24 protein-coding genes are annotated in these 23581 nt (G+C 67.4%); 9 read left to right on the top strand and 15 right to left on the bottom strand.

The window, feature by feature from the left end; all coding sequences use genetic code 11:
- Positions 1-73: 73 nt before the first annotated feature.
- Positions 74-1519: a heavy metal sensor histidine kinase gene (locus tag AC1Q7Q_RS19405; RefSeq protein WP_492374690.1), complete on the bottom strand. Its 1446-nt coding sequence runs from the start codon at positions 1517-1519 to the stop codon at positions 74-76.
- Between the two features lie 25 nt (positions 1520-1544).
- Positions 1545-2219 (bottom strand): heavy metal response regulator transcription factor, encoded by a 675-nt coding sequence (locus tag AC1Q7Q_RS19400; protein ID WP_492374689.1) that lies wholly within the window; start codon positions 2217-2219, stop codon positions 1545-1547.
- Between the two features lie 156 nt (positions 2220-2375).
- Between AC1Q7Q_RS19400 and AC1Q7Q_RS19395 the strand changes: the two genes are divergently transcribed.
- The 6 genes from AC1Q7Q_RS19395 (at position 2376) to AC1Q7Q_RS19370 (ending at position 7001) form a co-directional block, all read left to right on the top strand.
- Positions 2376-2912 (top strand): hypothetical protein, encoded by a 537-nt coding sequence (locus AC1Q7Q_RS19395; protein ID WP_492387198.1) that lies wholly within the window; start codon positions 2376-2378, stop codon positions 2910-2912.
- A gap of 87 nt (positions 2913-2999) precedes the next feature.
- Entirely contained in the window at positions 3000-3308 is a 309-nt protein-coding gene (locus tag AC1Q7Q_RS19390; RefSeq protein WP_150986579.1) for a hypothetical protein, read from the top strand.
- 9 nt (positions 3309-3317) lie between these two features.
- Positions 3318-4742 carry a TolC family protein gene (locus tag AC1Q7Q_RS19385; protein WP_492373634.1) on the top strand — a complete coding sequence of 475 codons (1425 nt, stop codon included), beginning with the start codon at positions 3318-3320 and terminating at the stop codon, positions 4740-4742.
- A gap of 2 nt (positions 4743-4744) precedes the next feature.
- Positions 4745-6046, top strand: coding sequence for a multicopper oxidase family protein (locus tag AC1Q7Q_RS19380; protein ID WP_183034553.1), 1302 nt, complete (start codon positions 4745-4747; stop codon positions 6044-6046).
- A 29-nt stretch (positions 6047-6075) separates the two neighbouring features.
- On the top strand, positions 6076-6576 hold the full coding sequence (locus AC1Q7Q_RS19375) for a cupredoxin domain-containing protein (protein ID WP_492373635.1): 501 nt from the start codon (positions 6076-6078) through the stop codon (positions 6574-6576).
- 65 nt (positions 6577-6641) lie between these two features.
- A complete protein-coding gene (locus AC1Q7Q_RS19370) occupies positions 6642-7001 on the top strand; it encodes a copper-binding protein (RefSeq protein WP_492373636.1) in 360 nt (119 codons plus the stop codon).
- 19 nt (positions 7002-7020) lie between these two features.
- On the opposite strand, the gene AC1Q7Q_RS19365 is transcribed toward AC1Q7Q_RS19370, so the two are convergent.
- From AC1Q7Q_RS19365 to AC1Q7Q_RS19315, 11 genes are all read right to left on the bottom strand, one after another.
- Positions 7021-7353, bottom strand: coding sequence for an H-NS family nucleoid-associated regulatory protein (locus tag AC1Q7Q_RS19365; protein ID WP_492373637.1), 333 nt, complete (start codon positions 7351-7353; stop codon positions 7021-7023).
- 250 nt (positions 7354-7603) lie between these two features.
- Positions 7604-8002, bottom strand: coding sequence for a DUF350 domain-containing protein (locus AC1Q7Q_RS19360; protein ID WP_441637696.1), 399 nt, complete (start codon positions 8000-8002; stop codon positions 7604-7606).
- A gap of 60 nt (positions 8003-8062) precedes the next feature.
- Entirely contained in the window at positions 8063-8806 is a 744-nt protein-coding gene (locus tag AC1Q7Q_RS19355) for a hypothetical protein (RefSeq protein ID WP_492373638.1), read from the bottom strand.
- 26 nt (positions 8807-8832) lie between these two features.
- Positions 8833-10005 (bottom strand): glutathionylspermidine synthase family protein, encoded by a 1173-nt coding sequence (locus AC1Q7Q_RS19350; RefSeq protein WP_492373639.1) that lies wholly within the window; start codon positions 10003-10005, stop codon positions 8833-8835.
- Positions 10002-11411, bottom strand: coding sequence for a saccharopine dehydrogenase NADP-binding domain-containing protein (locus AC1Q7Q_RS19345; protein ID WP_492373640.1), 1410 nt, complete (start codon positions 11409-11411; stop codon positions 10002-10004). Before AC1Q7Q_RS19345 ends, AC1Q7Q_RS19350 begins: the two co-directional genes overlap by 4 nt.
- Before the next feature lie 83 nt (positions 11412-11494).
- Positions 11495-12457, bottom strand: a complete 963-nt coding sequence (locus tag AC1Q7Q_RS19340) for a phosphatidate cytidylyltransferase (RefSeq protein ID WP_492373641.1) — start codon at positions 12455-12457, stop codon at positions 11495-11497.
- A gap of 6 nt (positions 12458-12463) precedes the next feature.
- The gene (locus tag AC1Q7Q_RS19335; RefSeq protein WP_416052836.1) at positions 12464-13090 is read right to left on the bottom strand and encodes a lysophospholipid acyltransferase family protein; all 627 of its coding nucleotides are present in this window, start codon (positions 13088-13090) and stop codon (positions 12464-12466) included.
- Positions 13091-13096: 6 nt separating this feature from the next.
- Positions 13097-13567 carry a hypothetical protein gene (locus tag AC1Q7Q_RS19330; RefSeq protein ID WP_492373642.1) on the bottom strand — a complete coding sequence of 157 codons (471 nt, stop codon included), beginning with the start codon at positions 13565-13567 and terminating at the stop codon, positions 13097-13099.
- Positions 13548-14969, bottom strand: coding sequence for a phosphatase PAP2/dual specificity phosphatase family protein (locus tag AC1Q7Q_RS19325; protein WP_492373686.1), 1422 nt, complete (start codon positions 14967-14969; stop codon positions 13548-13550). The genes AC1Q7Q_RS19330 and AC1Q7Q_RS19325 overlap by 20 nt, the downstream gene beginning before the upstream one ends.
- A complete protein-coding gene (locus tag AC1Q7Q_RS19320; protein WP_492373643.1) occupies positions 14969-16759 on the bottom strand; it encodes a bifunctional alpha/beta hydrolase/class I SAM-dependent methyltransferase in 1791 nt (596 codons plus the stop codon). Before AC1Q7Q_RS19320 ends, AC1Q7Q_RS19325 begins: the two co-directional genes overlap by 1 nt.
- A 6-nt stretch (positions 16760-16765) precedes the next feature.
- Positions 16766-17431 carry a CDP-alcohol phosphatidyltransferase family protein gene (locus AC1Q7Q_RS19315; RefSeq protein WP_492373644.1) on the bottom strand — a complete coding sequence of 222 codons (666 nt, stop codon included), beginning with the start codon at positions 17429-17431 and terminating at the stop codon, positions 16766-16768.
- A 505-nt stretch (positions 17432-17936) separates the two neighbouring features.
- Between AC1Q7Q_RS19315 and AC1Q7Q_RS19310 the strand changes: the two genes are divergently transcribed.
- Positions 17937-18203: a hypothetical protein gene (locus tag AC1Q7Q_RS19310; RefSeq protein ID WP_253929871.1), complete on the top strand. Its 267-nt coding sequence runs from the start codon at positions 17937-17939 to the stop codon at positions 18201-18203.
- Positions 18204-18226: 23 nt separating this feature from the next.
- On the opposite strand, the gene AC1Q7Q_RS19305 is transcribed toward AC1Q7Q_RS19310, so the two are convergent.
- Both AC1Q7Q_RS19305 and AC1Q7Q_RS19300 read right to left on the bottom strand, forming a co-directional pair.
- Positions 18227-19069, bottom strand: coding sequence for a beta-keto acid cleavage family enzyme (locus AC1Q7Q_RS19305; protein ID WP_150986591.1), 843 nt, complete (start codon positions 19067-19069; stop codon positions 18227-18229).
- Between the two features lie 63 nt (positions 19070-19132).
- Positions 19133-20104, bottom strand: coding sequence for a 3-hydroxyacyl-CoA dehydrogenase family protein (locus AC1Q7Q_RS19300; protein ID WP_492373645.1), 972 nt, complete (start codon positions 20102-20104; stop codon positions 19133-19135).
- Between the two features lie 203 nt (positions 20105-20307).
- Between AC1Q7Q_RS19300 and AC1Q7Q_RS19295 the strand changes: the two genes are divergently transcribed.
- Together AC1Q7Q_RS19295 and AC1Q7Q_RS19290 are read left to right on the top strand one after the other, a co-directional pair.
- Positions 20308-21234, top strand: a complete 927-nt coding sequence (locus AC1Q7Q_RS19295) for a LysR family transcriptional regulator (protein WP_492373687.1) — start codon at positions 20308-20310, stop codon at positions 21232-21234.
- A 197-nt stretch (positions 21235-21431) separates the two neighbouring features.
- Positions 21432-23564: a cation:proton antiporter gene (locus AC1Q7Q_RS19290; protein ID WP_492373646.1), complete on the top strand. Its 2133-nt coding sequence runs from the start codon at positions 21432-21434 to the stop codon at positions 23562-23564.
- The last annotated feature ends 17 nt before the right edge of the window (positions 23565-23581 follow it).

Genomic DNA, 23581 nt, shown 5'->3' with positions numbered 1-23581 from the left:
CCATCAAGCACCGCTGCGCCATGGCATGGTGACGCGTTCACATGTGTGGCAATGCGTGGCAGCAAGCGGGCTCTTAACCTCTACCCGCCGGGTCTGCCGCGGACCGGGCATGTTGCATCGGAAACTTCAGCTCCGCCACCGTCTCGCCGGGCCGGCTGCGCATGCTCACGCTGCCCCCATGCAGCCGCATGATCGTATCCACGATGGCCAGCCCAAGCCCGGTCGAACCCGCCGAATTGCTGCGCGCGGGATCGCCTCGGTAAAAACGCCCGAACACATGCGGCAGCGCCTCGGCGGCAATGCCGGTGCCCCCGTTGCTCACCTGGATCCGGGTAGCGGCGGTGTCCGCCACGACCCGGATGTCCACGGCGCTGCCCGCGGGCGCGTGCCGCAAGGCGTTGTCGACGAGGTTGGTCACCGCGCGGCGCAGCAGCGTCTGGTCAGCGCGCACGGCGCCCTGGCCTGCAAGTTGCACCTTGATGTCGCGGTCCGCCGCCACGGCTTCGTAGTACTCGGCAACCTTGTCCAGCTCCGCGCGCGCGTCCAGCTCTCGCACCTTCATGGCCACCTGGGCATGATCCGCGCGCGCAAGGAACAGCATGTTCTCGATCATGCGGGCCAGCCGCTCGTATTCTTCCAGGTTGGATTCCAGCAGGTTCTCGTACTCCTGCACCGGGCGGCTATGGCCCAGCGTGACCTGGGTCTGGCCGATCAGGTTGCTGATGGGCGTACGAAAATCGTGCGCCAGGTCGGCAGAGAATTCGGAGAGCCGATGGAAGCCATCTTCCAGCCGTGCCAGCATATCGTTCAGCGCGGCGACAAGCGCGCGCACCTCGGTGGGCGCCTGGCCGGCATCGAGCCGCGTGGCGAGCCGGCTCATGGTGACGGCGGAAGCGTCCTGCGCCATGCGCCTGAGCGGGCGCAGGCCGCGCCTGGCCAGCAGGTATCCCAGCCCCGCCGCGACCGCCGCGCCGCATAGCGTTGCCCACAGCATCTGCGTCTGGTAGGCCTTCATCAGCGCCACGCGATACCCGGCATCACGCAGCACCACGATCTCGACCGCGCGCTCGGAATCCCCCAACTGCCCGAGCGCGGAGATGCCGCGCGAGGCGACGCCATTGCGGGGATACCAAGTATGCAGCTGGGATTTGTCGGGCGGTGTGGCCGCCGGCAGCACCGGCAATGCCGGCACCGGCTCATGGCGTGGGTTCAGGGTGACCAGCGGCTCGCCGCCGCTGCCGCGCACCAGCAGGATCAATCCTTCATGGCCCAGCGCGAGATCGGCGAAGCGATGCGTGTCGGCGCGAATCTCCGCCTCCGAGCCCACCTCGCGCAGCAGATGGCGCACCAGCAGCACTTCGCTGACCAGTTCGCTCTCGTCGCGATCCTGCAACTGGGCGGCAAGCGCGCTCGCCAGGTAGGTGCCAACGGCCACCAGGATGGCCACAGTGGCAGCGCCGTAGGCCAGCGCCAGCCGTGCCGTGAGCGATGCCGGCAGGCGGAGTACGGCGCGGATCAAGCGGCGGCCCCTGACATGGACCGGCTCACCGGGCTTCCTCTTCCAGCACGTAGCCCATGCCCCGGCGCGTGTGGATCAGCTTGGCGGGAAATGGGTCATCGACCTTGGCACGCAGCCGGCGGATGGAGACATCGACCACATTGGTGTTGCTGTCGAAATTCATGTCCCAGACGTGGGAGGCAATCAGCGAACGCGACAGCACTTCGCCGCTGCGGCGCGCCAGCAGTTGCAGCAGCGCGAACTCCTTGGAGGTCAGTTCCAGCTTCTGGCCGTCGCGCGTGACGCGGCGCTTGACGGTATCGATCTGCAGGTCCGCTACTTCGATCAGCTCGCTTTCACGCAGCGGGCCGCGCCGCAGGATGGTGCGGATGCGCATGACCAGCTCGGCGAAGGCGAAGGGCTTGACCATGTAGTCGTCCGCGCCCAGCTCCAGGCCCTTGAGCCGGTCGGAAAGCTCGTCGCGCGCGGTGAGGAACAGGACCGGCGTATCGCGCTCGCGCCGCAGTTCCTGGAGCACCTGCCAGCCATCCATGCCCGGCAGCATCACATCCAGCACGATGAGGTCGTACTCCTGCCCGCGTGCGTGGGCCAGGCCGTCCACGCCATCGCGCGCCAGGTCCACCACGAAACCGGATTCGCTCAGGCCCTTGCGCAGGTAGTCACCTGCCTTGGGCTCGTCTTCGACAATCAATATGCGCATAGTTATTCACTCCGGGCCATCAGCCGGCCCCGCTAGACCGACACGCTATACGAGGAAGCACCGCCGCAGCCGAAGATGTCAGCATTGTCATGTTGGCGTCACGCTACCGCACCTTTCGATGCAGGTACAATATCGGCTGCTCATTCCCCTGCCCCGATGAAACGCGTCCTTAGCTACTTCCTGTTATGCCTTGCCATGATCGCGCTGCCCGCACAGGGTGTCGCGGCGGCAGTCATGATGGTCTGCAGCGCGGCGCAATCTGTGCAATCGTGGCCTTCGGCGCAGGTGCCATCCGTCGTACTGCCGGCCGATTCGCCGGCCGTGGAATCGATGATGTTACGCCATGCGGCCATGAAGTCGCAGGCGGAAACCGCCCTTGGCAGCCATGCCGGCGCGCATTGCCATGACGCGGCGGACCCGGCCCAGCAGCGGGACGAGATGGTCAGTGAATCTGGCATGACCGGCATGACTGGCCAGCCAGCCCATCAAGACCATCAGGATCACCACGCCAGCCATGGCGCCGGTGGCGCCTGCAGCGCCTGCTCGGCCTGCGCGCTCGGGGCCATCATGCCCACCATCCTGCCTGAGCTCGCCCTGGCCAGCCATGGCCACGCCGCACCGGTAGCCGCCCTGGCCGCCTACGCCGGCTTCCTCCCCGCCCCCTCCGACCGCCCGCCCGCCGCACGCTGCTGACACCCGAGGTGCGTCCAGCGCACGCTCGCCCCCCGTTCGTCTTACCCCGCGCCGTCATTCGCGCATCCCACGAACACTGAGGTTGTCATGCATTTCGTCCGCATTCTTGCGGCGGCTTGCCTGGTGCTCGGGCCGACCTTGTCGTCGGCCCAGTCCAGCGCACCCGCCGCCGATCCACTCGATCCGCGCGCATCCGTGCCGCCGCTGCCGGCACCGAACGTGCTGGCGGGCTACGTGCCATTCCAGGCGCAAGCCATCGCCCCATGGCGCGAGTCCAACGCGCAGGTCACGCCGATGGCGGGCAAGGACGCAACGGGCGCCAATGCGCCCATGTCCATGCCCGCGTCGACACCAGCGGCCAAGCCCGCTGCCGCCGGCCACGGCCACCACCACTAAGGAGGCCACATGTCTTTCCCATTGCCAATCCGGCCGGGACTGGCCGCGGCGGCCTGCGCCCTGCTGCTGGCCGGCTGCGCCGGATTTTCCGCCGATGGTGGCTTCGGCACCGCGGCCACCGCCGCGCGCGAGCGCCTCGGCAAGGAGGCCATCTGGGTCCGCTCCGACCAGGACCGCGCCGCCGTCTACGAGCGCACCCAGGCCTTGCTGGCGCAGCCGCTCGACGCCGACAGCGCCGTGCAGATCGCGCTGCTCAACAATGCCGGCCTGCAGGCGGCCTTTGCGGACCTGGGCATTTCCGAGGCCGAGTATGTCCAGGCAACGCGCCTGCCCAATCCGGGATTCTCCTTCAGCCGCACGCGCCAGGGCGACGACCTCAAGATCGACCGCGCCATCTCTGTCGGCCTGATGAACCTGCTGGTGCTTCCGCTGGCGGCCCGCATCGAGCAGGACCGCTTTACCCAAACCCGGCTCGCCGTGGCCGACACTTTGCTGCGCCAGGCGCTGGAAACGCGCAAGGCCTTCGTCAACGCGGTGGCCGCGGAGCAATCGGCGCGCTATGCGGAGCAGGTCAAGAACGCCGCCGAAACAGGCGCGCTGTTCGCCCGCGACCTGGCGCGTGCAGGCAACGTCAGCGCGCTCGATCACGCGCGTGAGCAGGCCTTTTACGCCGAGGCCGCGACCCAGCTGGCCCGCACCCGGCAGCAGGCACTGGCCGCGCGCGAGCAGCTCACGCGCCGGCTTGGCCTGTGGGGCACCGGCGCGCAATACCGGCTCCCCGAACGCCTGCCGGACTTGCCGAAGGGGCGTCCCGCCATGGCGGACCTGGAGGGCTATGCCATTGCCAGCCGCCTCGACCTGCAAGCCGGCAAGCTGCAACTGGATAGCCTGGCGCGCTCGCTTGGACTGACCCGCGCTACGCGCTTTATCAGCGTGCTGGACGTGAGCTACCTGCACAACTCGGAAACCGGCAAGCCGCGCGAGACCGGCTACGGCATCGATATCGAGATCCCGCTGTTTGACTGGGGCGGCGCCCGCGTGGCGCGTGCCGAAGCGGTCTACATGCAGGCCGCCAGCCGGCTCGCCGAGCGTGCCATCAATGCCCGCTCGGAAGTGCGCGAGACCTACGCCAGCTATCAGGCGCGCTACGACATCGCCCGGCATTACCGCGACGAGGTAGTGCCGCTGCGCAAGCGCATCTCCGACGAAGGCATGCTGCGCTACAACGGCATGCTGGTCAGCGTGTTCGAGCTGCTGGCCGACGCGCGCGAGCAGGTCGGCGCCGTCAACGGCTATCTCGATGCGCTGCGCGAATACTGGGTGGCCGAAACCGAGCTGCAAGGCGCGCTCGGCGGACGGCTGCCGGACGGCAGCGCATTGCCTGCGCCTGCATCCCCCACCCCGGCCTCGCCCGCCACGCCCAAAGGACAATGACCATGGTTACCCGAAGACAATTCCTGCATGGCTCCGGCGCCACCATGCTCGGCGCGGCGCTGGTGACGCGCGCCGGCGCCGCGGTGCTGCCCGAGGCCGCGCTGCAAGCCAGCCCCGCCACCCAGCCGCCGCTGGCGCCTGCCACTGGCCGCCCGTACAACCCGGTAGTGACCCTCAACGGCTGGACCCTGCCCTGGCGCATGCGCCAAGGCTGGAAGGAGTTCCACCTGGTGGCGGAGCCCGTCGAGCGCGAGTTCGCGCCCGGCATGAAGGCGCACCTGTGGGGCTACAACGGCCAGAGCCCCGGCCCCACCATCGAGTGCGTGGAAGGCGACAAGGTGCGGATTTTCGTCACCAACAAGCTGCCGGAACACACCACCGTGCACTGGCACGGCATCATCCTGCCGGCGGGCATGGACGGTGTCGGCGGCCTCTCACAGCCGCATATCCCGCCCGGCAAGACCTTTGTCTACGAGTTCGAGATGAAGCACGCCGGCACCTTCATGTACCACCCGCATTCCGACGAGATGGTGCAGATGGCAATGGGCATGATGGGTTTCCTTGTGGTGCATCCGAAAGACCCGGCGCAGATGCGGGTCGATCGCGATTTTGTGTTCCTGATCTCGGCCTACGACATCGACCCCGGCTCCTACACGCCGCGCGTGGCCGAGATGACGGATTTCAATATGTGGACTTGGAACAGCCGCGTGTTCCCGGGCATCGACAGCCTGCCGGTACGCCTGGGCGATCGCGTGCGGATACGCTTTGGCAACCTGACCATGACCAACCACCCGATCCACCTGCACGGGCACCGCTTCGAGGTGAGCGGCACGGACGGTGGCTGGGTGCCCCCGTCCGCGCGCTGGCCGGAGGTGACCACCGACGTGGCGGTGGGACAGATGCGCGCCATCGAATTCATCGCCGACAACCCCGGCGACTGGGCCTTCCACTGCCACAAGTCCCACCACACCATGAACGCGATGGGCCATCAGCTGCCGACCATGATCGGCGTCAAGCAAAAGGACCTGGCCAAGCGGATGAACGCGCTGGTACCGGAGTACATGGCGATGGGCGAGGCAGGCATGGCGGACATGGGCGGCATGGAGATGCCGTTGCCGGACAACACCTTGCCGATGATGACAGGACAGGGACCATTCGGGCCGATCGAAATGGGCGGCATGTTCACGGTGCTCAAGGTGCGCGCCGGACTTGGCCGCAACGACTACCGCGACCCCGGCTGGTATCGCCATCCCAAAGGCACGGTTGCCTTCGAATACGCCGGCACGCCAGGCGCCAGCCAATGACCACGCCAGCCAGAAAAAGGAAAGACAACATGCGAAACAGGAAATCCCGTGCCGCTACCGCCTGGATGGCGGTGGCCAGTGCCGTTGCCCTCGCCGTCCCGTGCGCCGGTGCCTTCGCCGCCGGCAACCACGGCGGCCATCATGCCGGCGAGGCCGCCAGCGCTATTGGCGAACCTGGCGACGCGGCCAGCGTGAGCCGCACTATCCAGGTCAGCATGACCGACAACATGCGCTTCAGCCCGGCCAATATCCAGGTCAAAGCTGGCGAGACCGTCCGCTTCGTGGTGCGCAACGAAGGCAAGCTACGGCATGAGATGGTGCTCGGCACCGAAGCCGACCTGAAGGCGCACTACGCCGAGATGCTGAAGATGCCCGAGATGGAACACGCCGACCCGAACGCCGTCACGCTCGAAGCCAGCCAGCGCGGCGACATGGTGTGGCGCTTTACGCGCAGTGGCCGGGTGGACTTTGCCTGCCTGCAGCCCGGCCACTATGACGCCGGCATGCGCGGCAAGGTCAGCGTGCGCTAAGCGATTTCGCGGCGCGGCGACACCGCGCCCTGTATGCAATACCAGCCAACCAGGAAGGAATGCAAATGAACCCCAGCAAGAACCTGCTCGCGCTGCTGCCGCTACTGGCAGCCTTCGCCACCTTGCCGGCCCAGGCCGCCACCAATGCCGGCAATGCTCTCGCCCCGGCCAGCGCGGCGCAAGCCGAGGCTGTGCCAATGACCGATGGGGAAATCCGCAAGGTAGATGCCGCGGCTGGCAAGCTGACCATCAAGCATGGCCCCATCACCAACCTGGATATGGGCGCCATGACGATGATCTTCCGCGTGCAAGACCCGGCCCTGCTGGGTCAGGTCAAGGAAGGCGACCAGGTGAGGTTCAGCGTGATCCGGGCCAACGGCGCGCTGACGGTAACCGCGCTGGTGGTGCAGCCGCCAGGGAAGTAAGAGGATGTTTTTCCGACGTTTATCCGACCCGGAAGAAATCGACCGTCTGCCCCGCGTTGACTGCCCGCTGTAGCCACTCCGGACGCTCGCCGGTACCGTCCCAACTCTGGCCCATGGCGTTGCGGTAAAGCGCCCGGGCTGGCTTTTCCGGGTCGGGGGCTGCCGCCGGCGCAGCAGCCGGGGGCGCAACGGCCAGCGTGGCCCTTGGCACTGCCTGAGCCGGTGCCGGCGGAGCCGGGGGGACAGCGAAACAGCCCGCTTCGAGTAAATCGTCGAGCGTGAGGCCGTGGCGATCCATCTGCTCACGGACCCACGTCGCCGCGGCTAGTTTGGCTTCATCAGACTCTGACATGACTTTCGTAATTGACTTTGCCGCCGGACAGATGGCCGGCAAAGCGGAGGAAGGGGGGGCAATCCAGCGGGTCAAGCCGCCTGTGAGGCAAGATTTTACAGGGTCTTGCGTCTTTGCTGGCGCAGACATTTCCTAAGCGTTAATGCCAGTTGCCGCGCGGCCCCTGGCACTCCCTCCGATCCCGCCAACGCACCGCAAGGTGCACACTCCGTCTCTCGGCGCCCGCCCGCATGCCAAAGCAACGGCGACACTAGGCCAGGCAGGCGGCATTGACAATGCCGGCCGCCAGCGATACCACCCCCATCAGCGCACCCATGCCGCGATTATCCGCGGTGATTTCCTCGCTGACGCCGCGCAGCGCCCGCGCCACCAGCACATAGGCCAGCACCTGCACCACGAAGGCGCCAAAGCCCCACAGCACGAACATCGAGAAGGCGGCATTGTGCTGGATGCTGGCCGAGAGCGTCAGCGAAAACCCTAGCACCGCGCCGCCCAGCGACAAGGCCGCCGCCACATTGCCCTGGCGTATCAGTTCGAACTCACGGTGCGGCGTGATCCGCGTGTATACGAGCAGAAACAGCCCCAGCATGGCGAAGCTCGAGAGAATATAGATCAGGTAGGCGTAGACCGGTTGTAGGGGCAATGTCATGTGGATTCCTGGTTGGGTTGGACCGGATTTGGAGCGAATCTGAAAGGGTGCGATGCGGCCTTAGCCGCCGCCGGAGCGCCCAGACCCGCCAAAGCGGCTGGTAAAGCCGCCGCGCGAGGACACGGCAGGCGCCCGGCTGACAGCGGCCGCGCGCATCGACATGCCGCCGCTCGCGCCACGCCCGAGACTGCCGCGGCTCAGCGTGGCCTCCTCGACCATCGTCGCATGCGGCGTGCCCGGCGCCTGGCTCACGCGGGTCAGGTTGCCGTTGCTGTCATAGACACCCATGGGCCGCGAATTGCCGCTCGACATGTCGCGCCGGGTCTGCGTGCCGTCTGGGTGGTAGACGGTGCCGGACTCGGTGTAGTACGGGCCGTACCAGCGGGCCATGCCGCCGTGATATCCGCCGTAGTAGCCGCCGCCATGGCCACCGCTGCTCGTGCTGGCGCTGCTGCCGTCGCTACCACCCGTATCCGCCAGGCTGGAGGCGTAGATGTTGTCGAGCGGCACGCCCTCGCAATCCTCGGGCGCATTCCAGTCAGCCACGCAATCGGCTTGCGAGGCATAGCTGGCACGCCGCACGGTGACGGCTTCGTCGTCGCCATCATCGCGGCATGAACCGATCACCGCCACGCCGGCCGCCAGCGCGCAAGCGCCGATCAGCCATAGCGCCGGCGAGCGGGACTTGCGCCGGAGCGCGGGCTGGCCGGACCATGCGGACCGGCTGGAGCCGCTCGCCCGCGGCTGGTAGGAGCTGCCGTACTTTGACGGCTGGCCGCCCTTCTTGCCTTTCTTCTTGGCCATTGCGCTGCGTTTCTCCTTTCTTCGGATTAGCCGTGCTGAAAATAATGCGGGACGAAGAAGCTGGTGTTCTTGGCGATCGGTCCCAGTTCCTCGCGCACGCACAGGCCGCTGGGCACGTCGTCGACCAGCCATACGCCGAGCGTGGTGTAGCGATCGTCAAAGCGCTGCGCGCTCGCGTAAGCCTGGTAGATGAAGCCTTCCTCGCCGTACTCGCCGGGATTCTCGAAACGCCCCTGCGGGGTCACCAGCGCCACGCTCTCGCCCTCGCGCGACAGGAACGGCTTCCTGGCGTAAGAGCGCCCGGCAAAGGTGGCTTCGCGAAACGAGGCCTCGAGCAGATTCGGATGGCCGGGGAACAGGTCCCACAGGATCGGCAGGATGGCCTTGTTGGAGAGCACGGCCTTCCAGGGTGGCTCCACCCATCGCACCGCACTGCCCGCCAGCTCCGTGCGATAGTCGGAAGTGGCCATCCATTCCCACGGGTAGAGCTTGAAGACCAGCTCCATCGGCTGGTCGTCGCCGTCGTAGAAGCCGCCGCGCCCATCGGAGCCAACCTGCTCCAGGTCGGTGAGCTTGACCGACCACCCTGCCTGCAGCGCCGTGTCCATCAGGTACTCGACATTGCAGACATCCTCCTGGCTGTCAAACATGCAGGCAAAATGCAGGACCTTGGCGTCGCGATAGTGGCGGCGCAGCCATTGCCAGCGCGACACCAGCGCTTCATGCAGGCTGTTGAACTGGTCGGCATCCGGGCGCACCGCCTCCTTCCAGAACCATTGCGCCAGGCTCGATTCGATCAGCGAGGTGGGCGTATCGGCGTTGAACTCGTACATCTTGGGTACGCCAAGCGCATCCATGGTCATGTCGAAGCGGCCGAACAGCGTCGGCTCGTCGCGGTCCCAGGAGGTGCGGATCAACTCGGCAAAATCCGGGGCAATGGCGAGCCGCGCAAACAGGTTGTGGTCAATCACGTGCTGCACGGCTTCCAGGCAGCGCTGGTTCAGATCGAGCGCGGCGGCATACAGCGCCTCGATCTCATGCGCCTCGAACTCGTAGGCGACGTCTTCGCGCCAGTAGAAGAACGTGTTGCGATCCACCTGCCGCGGCAGGTTTTGCTCGTCGAGCGAGTGGAAGTGAAAACCGATGCGCTCAAGCTGCTGCGGCCAGTCGGCACGCGGGGTCTGGGCAATGCGTTTCATGGCAGGGCGATCTCCGCGGCGCTCAGCGTTGGCGCCGGCGCGGATGCGGTAATGAGGAATTCGTCGAAGGCCAGCGAGCGACGGCCCGGCCTGGGCGTCCAGTCGGTGAAGCGCGTGACGAGAGGCGCCCACCAGGCGGCTGCGTGCTCCAGCACCGCGTGGTGATCCATGGCATCGGACTCGGTCACACCGCGCGCCGGATTGGCCTGCGCCCAGCGCATCCCGGCGACGATGCTGGAGGCCACCTGCAGGCTGGTGGCGGAGTTGTGCGGCGCCAGCGCGCGTGCCCGGTGGATGTCGAGCTGCGAGCCGTGCCACACCGCACCATGGCGCCCGCTCATCAGCAGCACGCCAAGCTCATCCACGCCATCGACGATCTCGTCCTTGAGGATGCGGTGGCTGGCAATGCGGCTGGCGTCGCGCTCGCCCAGCCACTGCATGGATGCCATCGTGGCGCGGGCGGGACGGTAGGCGTAGTAGGCCGTGGGCCGGTAATGCGGCTCGCCGGGCGTGGCACAGCTGAAATACTCGGCAATCGAGATAGATTCGTTGTGCGTGATCAGGTAGGCATCGAACGGACCGTGCAGCGCGGACCAGGAGCGCACACGGGTGCGGTGCCCGGGCCGGTCCAGCACGATCGCCGCATCGCTGCCGTAGCCATGGCGCCGGCCACCGGCAGGCAGCGCGGGCTCGTGGCTGCCCCAGCCCAGTTCGGCGTCCTGCAGGCATTCCGTGATGAAGCCGTCGGCCGACCAGGTATTGGCGAATTCGCCGTGCGCCGGATAGCCCGGGGCGCACTGGCTATCGTGCTCCGCCACCTGGATCACGCGCACGTCGAGCCGGCGCGCGAGCCGGGCCCAGCCAGCCTGGTCCTGCGGTGGGGTGTCCGGCACGCCGGCGTGCCGCGCGAGTTTCAGCAAGGCCGCCTTGACCAGTAGCGAGACCAGCCCGGGATTGGCGCCATGAGCAACCAGCGCGGTGGACATCCGCTCGCGGCCGCGGGCAAATGCCAGCATCTCGCTGCGCAGAGCGTAGTTGCTCAGATGGGATGAGGCAGCGCCGTCTTCGTAGTCCCATGGTTCGATGCCGCTATCCAGGTAGAGCGCATGGTGTGCCTGCGCCAGCGCGATCAGGTCGCGGCTGCACACGGCGGGCGCCAGGTTAAGCAGGCAGGTTTGCGCCCCCAGCAGCGGACTCAGCACCCGCGCAAAGTTGTCCGGCGCTACCGTGGCATGCAGCGGCGTGGCCCGGTATTGCCGGGCCAGCGCCAGGCGGTGGGCGTCCATGGCCCGGTCGACAACCGTAACCGCCGCTTCCGGGTGCGCCTGCGCCAGCAAGGGCAGGATGGCCTGGCCGATGCAGCCAAAACCGACAATGACGATATGCTCGATGCGCTTGCTAGACATGATGACAAACAACGTGCCGGGCCAACACGCGGGCTGGGCCGGCAAAATTCAAAGAAAAATGAGGACGAAGGCGATGGACCCGCTCAGGGCACCCACCAGTACCGCGTGATGTGAAAGAAGATCGGCGCGGCGAACACCACCGAATCCAGCCTGTCCAGCATACCGCCGTGGCCCTGGATCATCTGGCCCCAGTCCTTGATGTTGCGGTCGCGCTTGATGGCCGACATCACCAGCCCGCCCAGGAAGCCCATCAAGGCAATCACCAGCGCGATCAGCCCCGCCTTCCAGGGCGAGCCGTACGGCGTGATCCACCAGAGCGAGGCGCCCAGCGCGGTGGCGCTGGCCACGCCGCCGACAAAGCCTTCCACGGTCTTGGACGGCGACAGCAGCGGCGCGATCTTGGTCTTGCCTAGCAGCTTGCCCCACACGTACTGCAGCACGTCGCTGCCCTGCACCACGATCACCAGGAATGCGATCAACAGCAGGTTGCGATCCTCGAAGCCCGGAATCGGCAAGGTCAGCAACGCCGGCACATGCGATACGCAGAACACGCAGATCATCACCGCCCACTGCACCCCCGCGCAACGCTCGAGAAAGCGCGTGGTCTCCGCAGACAGCGCTGAAAGTATGGGCAGGATCAGGAAAGCGTAGACCGGGATGAAGATGGAAAACAACCCATACCAGCCGGTGTACACCAGCACGTATTGCAACGGCAGGAAGACGAAGAAGGCGGCGACGATGGCGCGATGGTCCCCCCGCCGCGTGGTGGTGATGGTGATGAACTCGCGCAAGGCGAAGAACGACAGCAGGTAGAACAACACGATGATGGCGGTGCGCCCCATCACGAACGCTACCCCTAGCACGCCGATCATCCACCACCATGCCGATACGCGCGCGGCAAGGTTGTCGATGACCGCGTGCGGGCCGCCCCCGGCCACGCGCCAGCGCAGCAGCGCGGTCACCGTGGAAGCCAGCACGAGTACGCCCAGCACGCCGCCAAACAGCAGCCAGGTCTCATGCATCATGGTCAGGTGAGGAAAGGTCATGGGTTCTTAGTCCAGCGCGGGCGCCAGCGTCAGCAGGCCGTCCCGGCAGCGCGCCAGGAAATCATCCTTGGCTTCTTCCGCGCCCAGGGTCAGCGGCTTGCCGAACGTCACGGTGCACAGCAGCGGCACCGGCACGATCTCGCCCTTGGGCATCACGCGGTTGAGGTTGTCGATCCACACGGGCACGAACTCGATCTCTGTGCAAACTTTCGCCAGGTGGTAGATGCCGCTCTTGAAGGGCAGGAGCCGTTCGTCGGTGGTATTGCGCGTGCCCTCGGGAAACAGGATCAGCGAGTCGCCTTTGCGCACCGCCTGCTGCATCAGGGCCACGGGATCGCTGCCCGGCTCGCTGCGGGTGCGATCGATCAGCAGCGCGTTGAATACATCCTTGCCGATAAAGCGGCGCAACGCCGACTTGTTCCAGTAATCCGCGCCGGCCACGGGCCGCGTGAGCGAGCGCAGCTCCGGCGGCAGGCAGCCCCAGATCAGCACGAAGTCGCCGTGGCTGCTGTGATTGGCAAAATAGATACGCTGCGCCGCGGCGGGCATGCAGCCGTTCCAACGCGCCTGCATACCGGTCAGCAAGCGCGCGAACAGGATGATGGCGCGCGCCACCAGTCTGGAAATCCACATCGTGTGTTATCTCAGCAGCAGTAGCAGCAAGGCCACCAGCAATTGCAGGGCAGCGAGTCCCGCGGCCCAGTGGAGAAAGCGCAAAGCGCCGCGAGCGCGCTGCACCAGGGATCGCCCGCCGGCCTCGGGACCCGCCCATCCGAGCAGCCCCAGCGCCTGGTCCAGCGAGGCCAGCGTCGAGACTGGATCGGCGATGCGCAAGGCCTCGGCAAGCGCCGCAAACAAGCGGCGGTCGATTGCCACGCGGATCAGCAGCCACAGCTGGACAGCGCCGAGCAACGCCGCCACGATGCCAAGCACCAGATAGACCTGCCCCGCCGGCGACAAGGTACCGGCCAGCAGCAGATTGATGAGTGCCAGCACCAACCCGGCCCAGAGCACGCGGCCGGCGCCATCGAGGCCACCCACCGCAGCCTGCGCCATCCAGTGCCCGGCGGCAGCATCCAGGTGATGGTCGTCATGCATCGGAACGGACATGGCCTGCTCCCCCAGAAGACTGTGCGGCCGCCTGCCGGCGGCGGATGAATTGCGACAGCGCCGCCACGCTATCCGGGCCCAGCACCACGGCCGGGCGCCCCTTGCGCAGCAGGGCCAGCGCCTGCCCGGCATCGCGCGCGCCGGCGTGGCCCGCGAGCCAGGCGGCGGCCACCAGCGCGCTGCGCGAATAACCAAGCGCGCAGCATACAAGCACCTTGCGGCCATCGCGATGCCATGATTCAAGCACGGCCACCGCTTCGTCCAGTTGCGCCGGCGCGGGCACCGTCAGGTCCAGCACCGGCACGCAGCGGTACCAGGCGGCATCCGCCAGCCGCGGCAACTCGGCGGTCAGGTCGAGCACGGCATCGGCCCCGAGGCGGCGCAATTCGGCGCCGCCGGGGAAGCGGCCGACCCAGAGGCCGGGCACGATCTGGCTGGCGCCGGGCTGGCGGCGCGTCCACCAGCGTGAGTTGGCCAGCGCGCCCAGCAGGTAGGGCGCCAGCACCCAGCGCGCGGCCATCGGCATGGTGCCGTCGTGCCGCTTCTGGAACATGGCCGGAACGCCCTGCCGGTAGATCGCCGCGACGCAAGCCAGCGACAGGGCCAGCCAGCCCAGCAGCAAGGCGGCCAGGGCCGAGGCGGGCAATAACGCCAGCGCTACCGCCCCGACGGACAGTGCGCCCACTGCGTAGCGCCCGGCCAGTTGCCGCGTTCGCACGCGGGCAGCGGGCACCGCATTGCCCTGCCCCATCCCGAAGGGAAACAGGAAAACGCAGAACCAGCCCACCAGCCAGCCGGTGGGCACGTCGATGACATGGTGCTGGTACGTGGTCAGCACCGACACACCGATCAGCGCGGTCCAGCCGTGCAGCAGCCAGCGCCAGGCCCCGCGCGCGTGCACGGCATAGGCCACCCACAGGATCACCAGCAGGCTGATGTGCAGTGACGGCGCCTGGTTGAACGGCTTGTCGAAGCCGCCCAGCAACGTGAAGAGGTGGCCGGGCACGCCGTCGGCCTGCGGGCGATCAAAGGCGAATCGCAGCGGAAAGGCAATGAAGCAGGCAACCGAGATCAGTTGCGCCGCCAGCAAGCGCTTGGCATGGACGAGCAGGTCGGCACGCGTGCGCCAGAGGAAAAAGGACAGGCCGTAGAGCAGGTCGATCGACCAGTACGGCACGATGCTCCAGGGCACAAAGGGAATATGCCGCTCCCATTCAAAATAGAAGAACGGGACGTCGGCACGCTGGCTCGCCAGCCAGTTGGCCAGCCCATAGGACGAGAAAAACAAGGCGCCCATGCCGGCCAGCAGGACCAGGGCAAGGCCCCAGGGGCGAGCCTCGGCAGCGCCCGGCTCCCCTGCGGCCATGTCCGCGGCCCCGTCTTCGGCCTGCTGGCGCAGCATCACGCGACCCTGCGCGCCAGGCTGACTGTGAAGATGCCCCACGGGTCGATGCGCTGCGCGATCTTCTCGAAGCCGGCTTGCCGGACCAGTTCATCCATCTCCGCTTGCGAGCGGCGCCGCATCACCCAGGCCGAGCCTGCGCGATGGCTGGTGAGCGCCCGCGCAATGAACTCGAGCTGCGGATGCCAGGGCTGCCCGGTATAGACCAGGTAGCCGCCCGGCGCCACCGCCCGCGACAGGCCGCCAAGCGAACGAGACACCATGCCGTTGTCGCCGAACAGCTCATACAGGCCTGAGACGATGGCCAGCGTGGGGGCCGGATCGAGCGCGGCGAGATCGTCGCCGTCGAAGGCGTCGCCCTTCTCGAAGCGGGCAATATCGGACAGGCCCTTGCTGCGGATCAGCGCGCGGCCCTGTTGCACGTTGATATCGCTGTAGTCGCGCAGCAGGATGCTCTGCACCTGTTGCGCGGCCGCTCCGTTGATGCCCTTGGCTGCCAGCGCCTCCAGCACGTAGCGGCCATGGCCCGCGGCGATATCGACGATGCGCACCGGCACGCCGGCGGCGCGCAGGCTGCCGATGGCAACGCCAAGCAGCTCCTCGATGTTCACCTTGCGCTGGCGGATGCCCCGCCAGCCAATCGCGTCCAGGTAGTTGCGGTCGACCATCGAGCCGACGCCAAACCGCCCCTGCGCCTTGTTGCAGTAGACGTAGTCGAGCGTGGAGCCAGAATCGAAACCGGTCTTGTGCCCGAGCCGCACCCCGTCGGACAGCAGGCCGCCGAACTTCAGGCCGGCGCGCGTGAGGCCCCAGTAAATGCCTGCCGGGCTGGCCGCGGACAGCGGCTGCGCCAGCCGGTCGGACTCATCCTTGAAGGCGCCGCCGCGATCGGCGTTCAGCAAGGAGACCGGCGCCGATGGCGTCTCGAATTCGCGCACGATAAAGCGCCGCGCCGCCGCCACGGCCTGCGCGCGGTCGCGCTCGCCCAAGGTATCGTGGTAGAAGCCGTCCAGCACGATGCGCTCCTTGACGCTGGAGCCCAGCCGCTCATAGAACGCATCCTGCGGGCCGCGATGCACCACCCAGTCCGCGCCGGAGATCAGCAACTGCGTGGGCACGGTGATGGCGGCCGCATCGGCCACGATGCGATCAGCCGTCTCGTAGAGATCCAGCAGGATATTGACGGCAATCGGGCGCGTAATCAGCGGATCTTGCTGGTAACTGGCGACCCGGTCGGGATCGTGCGTGAGAAACCTGGCCTTGACGTAGCTGTTGACGAAGAACTTGCCCCGCAGCTTGTGCATGAGCTTGAGGCCCGGCCGCGCCAGCGGCACGTAGAGCTTGACCTTGAACGCCGGCGAAGCCAGCACAAGGGCGCGGATCCGCGGCGCGTAGTCGTGCACCCACGTTGACGCCAGGACAGCGCCAACGCTCTGCGCGACCACGGCAATGCGCTCTACCGGAATGCCGTGCTCGGTGGCGATGTGGTCGATGAACGTCTGGATATCGCGCACCGACGTGGCCAGGCTGGGGCTATAGCCGCGCTCGCCCGGCGAACGGCCATGGCCGCGCGCGTCCCAGGCGAAGAAGGCGTGGCCGGGCAAGCCCAGTTCGTCCACCAGGTGGGCGATGCGGCCCGAATGCTCGTGCCCGCGGTGAAACAGCACAACGGCGCCCTGCGGCGCCTGGCCTGTGGCAGGCGCCGCAGGCCAGTGGCGATAGAACAGCGACTGGCCATCGTGGGTTTCGAACTGTGACTCAATAGCGGTACGGCCGGTTTGACTATCCACGTAGTATCACTCCACGGGTTGGGAAGACGATTTGGCGTGCGGGGCTGCCTGGGCACGGGCCTGGCGTGCCTGCTCGCCCTCGGCCACGCCGCGGCGCACCCGGTTGGCGATGGTCAGCAACGACAGCAGCGACAACAGCACCCACAGCCAGTGAGCGGCATGCGCCAGGCTCAGCCCGAGGCCTGCCCATAAGCCCAGCGCACCCAGCACCAGGGCCCGGTCGCTCTTGCCCAGGGGGCCATCGTAGCGGCGGCTGGCACCGGCCAGCGGCCCGATCAGGCCAGCGCACTCGACGATGACGGCCAGCAGCGCGAACACCATGATCTCGCCAGCGCCAAACGGCGCAACGAGGGCGAACGGCAGGATCAGCGCAATATCGGAGACGATGTCCCCAAGTTCGTTGAGATAGGCGCCCAGCAAGCTCTGCTGCCCGTGCTCGCGGGCCAGCATGCCGTCGATGGCGTTGAGCGCCATGCGCACGAACAGCCATAGCGGCATCAGCAGGAAGACGCCCGGCAGCCAGGCCAGCGCGGCCACCAGCGCCCCCACCACCAGTGACCCGCCAGCCGCCGCCAGCGTGACCTGGTTGGCGGTGACGCCGCGCGCGGCGAGGCGCTTCACCAATGGCCGCAGAAGGGCCTGGAACTTCGGTTTGATCTGGTAAAGCGTCATGTTTCACGACCTTTTCAGGCCTAATGTCATCTTCGGTCGTCATTTTCGGCCATGGTATCCGCGCCCGCGGCCACTGGCCATGCCGGACCCGTTGCCCAGCCTCCCTGCAGCCGCCTTTGACGCGCGGATGGTGTGCTGCACGCCCGACAATCGGGCAAGCATAGCTTGATTGCGCGTTTTCGCCAATCACTAAGAACTTATGAGATTTTTGGCACATTTTCGACACAGTTTGGGCGTGCCGAGCCAAGTTGCTACCCGCCAGGATTAGCGAGTCACGCCAGTTGGCAAAAGTTGGGGCGCAACGGGGAGAAATTGCGCGAACTTCGAAGGCGTTGGAACTTGTGGAAATCACGTGGCGGCGGACAAGGAGTGCCGCCGAGGCAACGCCCGCCGCATGACAGCATTGTCATGTGCCGGTCATGTTGTCGTGGGTGCCTGTTTCTTAGACTGCCAGCACGGTCGATCGAAAGAGATTGCCCGCCCCTCGAATCCTCGGAGAAAAACAATGCGTACACTCAAGCAAGCCCTGCTCGCCACTGCGCTGGCCGCCACCCTTGGCGGTGTCGCCAGCCTCGCCAGCGCCGCCCCGCGCAGCGTGGACCCGTATCTCGATGGCGCGGCCACCGGCCAGGCGCGAGACATTTACACCCAGGGCGCCAACAAGCTCGGCCCGCGCGACCCGTTCACCGACGGCGCACGCAGCGGCACGCGGGACCCGTTCACCGACGGCGCGCGCAACGGCACCCGCGACTCGTTCAGCGACGGCGCATAAGCATCGGCGCCGAGCGCCGCCGATCAGCGGATCTCGCTGTAGATTTGCCTGGCTTCGTTGGCCGAAGCTAGCGGGCGCCCAAGCGTGCGCGCGCCTTCGGCCGCCTGCCCGACAAGTGCCGCGTTGCCTGGCGCGGTGCTGCCGTCGCGCAGCTTCAGGTTGTTCTCGAAGCCCACCCGCACGTGCCCGCCAAACGCAGCGGCCGTGGTCACGCAGGCATTCTCCTCGCGCCCGAAGGCGCAGATTGCCCACGGCAGCGCGCCGTCATAGACCTGCAGGAACGGCAGCAGGTCGCGCGGCGACGATACCTGCCCCGCCGAATACCGGCCCAGCACAAACAGCACCGACCACGCACCCGGCGGCACCAGCCCGCGCGCGCGCAGCGCTTGCCAGCGCGCCACGTCGGCTGCGTCGTACAGGATGATCTGCGTCATCACCCGCTCGCGTGCCAGCCAGGCCAGGAAATCGGCCAGCTCGGCCTCGGCAATGTCCGGTACGGCGATCTCGCGCAGCCCGATGGAAACTGCCTCCGGGCGCAGCTCGCGCACCATGGCGATCTGCTCGGCCGCGCGGTAGATGCCGGCGGCTTCGCTGGTCACCTGGACCAGCAAGGCATCGCCCACTTCTTTCTTCACCACGGCAAGCGCTTCGCGATAAATCTGTGGATCCAGCGAATGACGGCCGTCGGGCTGGCGCACGTGCATGTGCATCATGGCCGCGCCGGCTTCCAGGCAGGCCCGCGCGTCCGCCGCCAGTGCCGCCGCGGTCAGCGGCACGGCCTGGTGGTCCTTGGCGGTCTTGTAGGCGCCGTTGGGCGCGACGGTAATAATCAGCGGCGAATCCGCCAGCAAGGTGTGTTCACTCATAGTGCGCTCTGGTCGACCTGGTCGATCTAATCGATTTAGTGAATCTGGTGGATCTGGCGAGGTTCAGGGTTCGATCTTGGGCAGCTCGGGCGCGATCAGGTCGAGCCCCGCGCGCAGCAGCCGATCATAGCGCTCACGTTCCGCGGCGATGGTCTGCGGCGTCCACTGGTAAAAGCCTTCACCGCTCTTCATGCCGTGGCGGCCGTCCGCCGCGCGCTCGGTCAGGCACCGGGCCGGCTCCGCCGCGTTGTTGAACGTGGGATACATGGTAGCCCCGGCCGCCGCGTGCACGTCGATGCCAGCGTGGTCGCGCTGCATGACCGGCCCGGCGGCCAGGAAACGAAAGCCGAAGCCAAAGCGGACCGCCGCATCCACATCCTCGGGCGAGGCGATGCCGCGGTCGATCAGGTCGAAGGCTTCGCGCGACAGCGCGTGCTGCAGGCGGTTGGCGAGGAAACCCGGCAAGTCCTTCTTCACCTTGACCGGCACCATGCCGCAACGCCGCATGAAAGCGATCAAGGCGTCGGCGCCGGCCTCGGCGCTGCCCTCGCCCAGCACCACCTCCACCAGCGGCACCAGGTGCGCGGGCATGAAGAAATGCAGGCCGAGCATGCGCTCGCGGGTGGGCAGGCCCGCGCCGATGGCGCTGATCGGGAAACTCGAGCTATTGCTGGCGAGGATGGCATCCGGGCGCGCACGCTGGGCCAGGTCGGCGAACAGCGCACGCTTGATGTCGAGCCGCTCGGGGATGCACTCGATCACCAGGTCGACCGTGCTCCAGTCGACCGTGTCGAGCCCTGCGGCTACCGTCAATCCCGCCAGGCCAACCTCGGCCGCAGGGCCAATCGCGGCGAGATTGGCGGCTACCCTTGCGGCGACTGCCTGCGCGCGCGGCGCATCCGGCTCCACGACGGTGGTGCGGCAGTGCGCACGGGTGAGCACCACGGCCACGTCGGCGCCCATGGTGCCGCCGCCTACCACCACGGCGTGTGCGGTGCCAGGTGCGGCTAGCGAAAAGTGGGCGGCGTCGGGCATGGCGTTCCTTTGAACTGTCTGGTGTTGTCGTTAGGCGGCTGAACCCGTGTTTGCCATGAAAATATGGCGAAAACATCGCCTGCGCCACGTCATGGCCCGGGTTCAGCGGGATTGACCATGAGTGTAGACAAGCCGCTTTGATTGATGAATCAGATTTTCTGGATAGAATGATCGACAATCAAGATCAATCCGCCGTCCATGCCGTGAAAATCAATCTGTCGATGCGCGATGTCGAGACCACCCTGGTGCTTGGCCGCACCCTGAACTTCCGCCAGGCAGCGGGGCAGTTGCACCTGTCACAATCGGCGCTGTCCACCCAGATCCTGCGCATCGAGGAATCCCTCGGCGTGCGGCTGTTCGATCGCACCACCCGCACCGTGCGGCTGACCGCGGCAGGCGAAGTCTTCATGCAGCAGGCTGCGATCCTGCAGGCCGCCTTCCGGGACGCCATCGACGCCGTGAGCGGCATTGCCAGCGCCGAGCGCGGCCATGTTGCGGTGGCCGCCCTGCCCTCGCTGGCCGCCCGCCTGCTGCCGCGCGTGCTGATGGCCTACCGGCGGGAGCATCCCAAGGTCACGCTTAAGGTCTTCGATACGCTCTCCGGCCCGGCCTTCGACCTGGTGCGTGCGGGCGAGGTGGATTTCGCACTGACCGCGGCCGACCCGCAGCAGGCGGACCTGCACTACGACCCCATGATGTCCGACCGCTTCGTGTTGCTGATTCCCAGCGAGCACCCGCTGGCCCACGGCAAGGGGCCGGTGCGCTGGGCCGATACGGTGGACGCCGGCCATGTTTCCATGACGCACCCCAGCAGCGTGCGCCAGTACGCCGAATGGGCCTTCCTGCAGAACCGTATCCGCTTCCAGCCGGTGTTCGAGGCCGAGCACCTGGCCACCATCGCGGCCATGGTCGAATGCGGCTTCGGCGTGGCGGCGCTGCCTGAGATTGCGGCCGGCACGGTGCGCCAGGCCGGCATTGTCGAGCGCTTGCTCACCGCGCCGGTGACGGAGCGCTCGATCGGGCTGGTGACGGCACGCAACCGCAGCCTGTCGCCCGCGGCGGCGGCGCTGGTCGGCGTGCTGCGCGCCCACCTGGCCCAAGCCGACGGCGGTGTTGCCGATCCGGCATGAGCGAGCGGGGACGGGATCGCGAGAAGCGGTGGGCAAAGCGGTGGGCAAAGCGCACAAGGCTTGAAAGCGCGCGCGATATCGCGGTATGTTCGGAGCCGGCAGCCACCTAAGCGCAAGGATCCCTTAGTGACACAGTCGTCGCCCACAGTACACACAATGCAACCCGGGCCCTCCCGCGCCCGGCAACGGAGGCGCGCTTGAATATCGTCGTCGACGTGCTCATCCTGGCGGGCGCGCTGCTGGCCATCGTGGCGGTGGTGCAGGTCGCCGCCGCCAAGCTGGCACTGCCTGAGTCCACGCTGCTCTCGGCCATCGGCATCGCTATCGGCGCGGGCTATGTAGCCGTCGACGCCGCCTACCCGCAGTTCGCCTTGCATTTCCTCCATCCCCTGATCGACCCGGCGCTCCCGCCCGAGGCCTATCTGTGGATCTTCCTCCCGCCTTTGCTGTTCCACGCCGCGCTGACCGCCGATGTGCGCAGCATGTTGCCGGACGCCGCGCCGATCCTGCTGCTGGCCATCGTCGCGGTGATCGTGGCCACGGGCGTGATCGGGCTGGTCACCACGCTGGTCAGCGGCGCCAGCCTGGTGGTGTGCCTGCTGCTGGGCGCGGTGGTAGCCACCACCGACCCGGCCGCGGTGATCGCCATCTTCCGCGATGTCGGCGCGCCCGGCCGGCTGATCCGGCTGGTGGAAGGCGAGAGCCTGCTCAACGACGCCGCCGCCATTGCCATTGCCGGCGTGCTGGTGGCCATGCTGACCGGCCATGGCGCCGAGGCCACGCTGGCCGCTGGCGCGCGGGAACTGGCCTGGTCATTCGTGGGCGGCGTGGTGTGCGGCGCGATCGCCGGACGCCTGCTGGCCGACCTGCTGCCGCGCCTGGCCGGGCTGGCCATGGCCGAGGGCGCGCTGACGCTGGCGCTGCCCTATCCGCTCTACCTGCTCGCCGACCAGTTGCTCGGCGTGTCCGGGGTGGTGGCCGTGGTATGCGCCGGCCTGATGGTGAGCGCGCTCGGGCCCACCCGGCTGAGCCCGCGCAACTGGAACCACATGCGCATGATCTGGGAGCAGTACGCCGGCATCACGGGGGCCGTCGTGTTCTTGCTGGCGGCGGTGCGCGTGCCGTCCTTGCTGGCCGGGGTGAGCGTGCATCACGGCTTGCTGCTGCTGGCACTCGTAGTGGCCGCGCTGGGGGCGCGCCTGCTCACGCTGTTCGGCTTGCTGCCACTGCTCTCCTGGCTGAAGGTCAGCGCGCCGATCAGCAATGCCTACAAGCTGGCCATTGCGTGGGGCGGCCTGCGCGGCGCGGTGACGCTGGTGCTGGCGCTGGGCATCGCCGAGAACGAGGCGCTGCCCTATGAGGCACGGCACTTCATCGCCATCCTGGCCACCGGATTCGTGCTGGTCAGCCTGCTGCTCAACGGCACCACCCTGCGCGGGCTCATCCACCGGCTCGGGCTGGACCAGCTCACCGCCCAGGACCGGGCATTGCAGCAGCAGGCCATCCAGCTCTCCACCGAGGAGGTCGAAACCACGCTCAACCACATCGCGCAGACCTTCGACCTGCCTCCCGCGGCGGCGCGCGAGGTGGCGCAGCACTACCGGCGCGACATCGAGCTGGGCGCGCTGGAGTTCGATTTCGACGCCGCGCTATCCGAGCGCGACCGCGTCACCATTGGCCTGGTCACGCTGGCCACGCGCGAGCGCGAACTGATCCCGGAGTACGGCGACGGTGTGATCTCGGTAGCCAACCTCGACGCCATGATGCGCAACACCACGCTGATGATCGACGCCGCGCGCGAGCATGGCCGCCTGGGCTACAACCGCGCCGCCCGGCATATCCTGGATTACCAGCGCGGCTACCGCGTGGCGCTCTTCCTGCACCAGCGCCTGTCGATCGACCGGCCGCTGGCCCACGCGCTGGCCGACCGCTTCGAGCTGCTGGTCTGCCGCCAGACGGTGCTGGAGCGGCTGCGCCAGTACAACCGCTCGCTGCTCACGCCGGTGTTCGGCGCGCGCATGGCGACCTTGCTGGACGGCGTGCTGGAGGAGCGCGTCAAATCGGCCGGCGGTGGCCTGGATGAGATGCGCGCGCAATTCGGCGGCTACACGGTGGCGCTGGAGAAGCGCCTGCTGATGCTGTTTGCCCTGCGCAAGGGCCAGCGTTCGCTGGAGGCCATGCGCGAGGAGAAGGTCATTTCCAGCCAAGCCTACAACCAGATAGCGCGAGTGATCCAGCGCGCGTGGCGGGCCAACCTGGCGCGTCCGCCGCTACGCAGCGCGCTGTCCGCGCAACCGATGCCAGCGCCGGAGTCGCCGTCGCGCGAGTGAGGGCCGCCATGCTTCGC

The organism is Cupriavidus sp. GW823-FHT07A04 (assembly GCF_058794615.1).
This window is presented reverse-complemented; position numbering and strand designations above follow the sequence as displayed.

What these genes read in the sequence shown, in the direction of transcription:
- AC1Q7Q_RS19400 (WP_492374689.1), bottom strand. Translation starts at nt 2,219, where the DNA reads ATGCGCATATTGATTGTCGAAGACGAGCCCAAGGCAGGTGACTACCTG.
- AC1Q7Q_RS19395 (WP_492387198.1), top strand. Translation starts at nt 2,376, where the DNA reads ATGAAACGCGTCCTTAGCTACTTCCTGTTATGCCTTGCCATGATCGCG.
- AC1Q7Q_RS19390 (WP_150986579.1), top strand. Translation starts at nt 3,000, where the DNA reads ATGCATTTCGTCCGCATTCTTGCGGCGGCTTGCCTGGTGCTCGGGCCG.
- AC1Q7Q_RS19385 (WP_492373634.1), top strand. Translation starts at nt 3,318, where the DNA reads ATGTCTTTCCCATTGCCAATCCGGCCGGGACTGGCCGCGGCGGCCTGC.
- AC1Q7Q_RS19380 (WP_183034553.1), top strand. Translation starts at nt 4,745, where the DNA reads ATGGTTACCCGAAGACAATTCCTGCATGGCTCCGGCGCCACCATGCTC.
- AC1Q7Q_RS19375 (WP_492373635.1), top strand. Translation starts at nt 6,076, where the DNA reads ATGCGAAACAGGAAATCCCGTGCCGCTACCGCCTGGATGGCGGTGGCC.
- AC1Q7Q_RS19370 (WP_492373636.1), top strand. Translation starts at nt 6,642, where the DNA reads ATGAACCCCAGCAAGAACCTGCTCGCGCTGCTGCCGCTACTGGCAGCC.
- AC1Q7Q_RS19365 (WP_492373637.1), bottom strand. Translation starts at nt 7,353, where the DNA reads ATGTCAGAGTCTGATGAAGCCAAACTAGCCGCGGCGACGTGGGTCCGT.
- AC1Q7Q_RS19360 (WP_441637696.1), bottom strand. Translation starts at nt 8,002, where the DNA reads ATGACATTGCCCCTACAACCGGTCTACGCCTACCTGATCTATATTCTC.
- AC1Q7Q_RS19355 (WP_492373638.1), bottom strand. Translation starts at nt 8,806, where the DNA reads ATGGCCAAGAAGAAAGGCAAGAAGGGCGGCCAGCCGTCAAAGTACGGC.
- AC1Q7Q_RS19350 (WP_492373639.1), bottom strand. Translation starts at nt 10,005, where the DNA reads ATGAAACGCATTGCCCAGACCCCGCGTGCCGACTGGCCGCAGCAGCTT.
- AC1Q7Q_RS19345 (WP_492373640.1), bottom strand. Translation starts at nt 11,411, where the DNA reads ATGTCTAGCAAGCGCATCGAGCATATCGTCATTGTCGGTTTTGGCTGC.
- AC1Q7Q_RS19340 (WP_492373641.1), bottom strand. Translation starts at nt 12,457, where the DNA reads ATGACCTTTCCTCACCTGACCATGATGCATGAGACCTGGCTGCTGTTT.
- AC1Q7Q_RS19335 (WP_416052836.1), bottom strand. Translation starts at nt 13,090, where the DNA reads ATGTGGATTTCCAGACTGGTGGCGCGCGCCATCATCCTGTTCGCGCGC.
- AC1Q7Q_RS19330 (WP_492373642.1), bottom strand. Translation starts at nt 13,567, where the DNA reads ATGTCCGTTCCGATGCATGACGACCATCACCTGGATGCTGCCGCCGGG.
- AC1Q7Q_RS19325 (WP_492373686.1), bottom strand. Translation starts at nt 14,969, where the DNA reads ATGCTGCGCCAGCAGGCCGAAGACGGGGCCGCGGACATGGCCGCAGGG.
- AC1Q7Q_RS19315 (WP_492373644.1), bottom strand. Translation starts at nt 17,431, where the DNA reads ATGACGCTTTACCAGATCAAACCGAAGTTCCAGGCCCTTCTGCGGCCA.
- AC1Q7Q_RS19310 (WP_253929871.1), top strand. Translation starts at nt 17,937, where the DNA reads ATGCGTACACTCAAGCAAGCCCTGCTCGCCACTGCGCTGGCCGCCACC.
- AC1Q7Q_RS19305 (WP_150986591.1), bottom strand. Translation starts at nt 19,069, where the DNA reads ATGAGTGAACACACCTTGCTGGCGGATTCGCCGCTGATTATTACCGTC.
- AC1Q7Q_RS19300 (WP_492373645.1), bottom strand. Translation starts at nt 20,104, where the DNA reads ATGCCCGACGCCGCCCACTTTTCGCTAGCCGCACCTGGCACCGCACAC.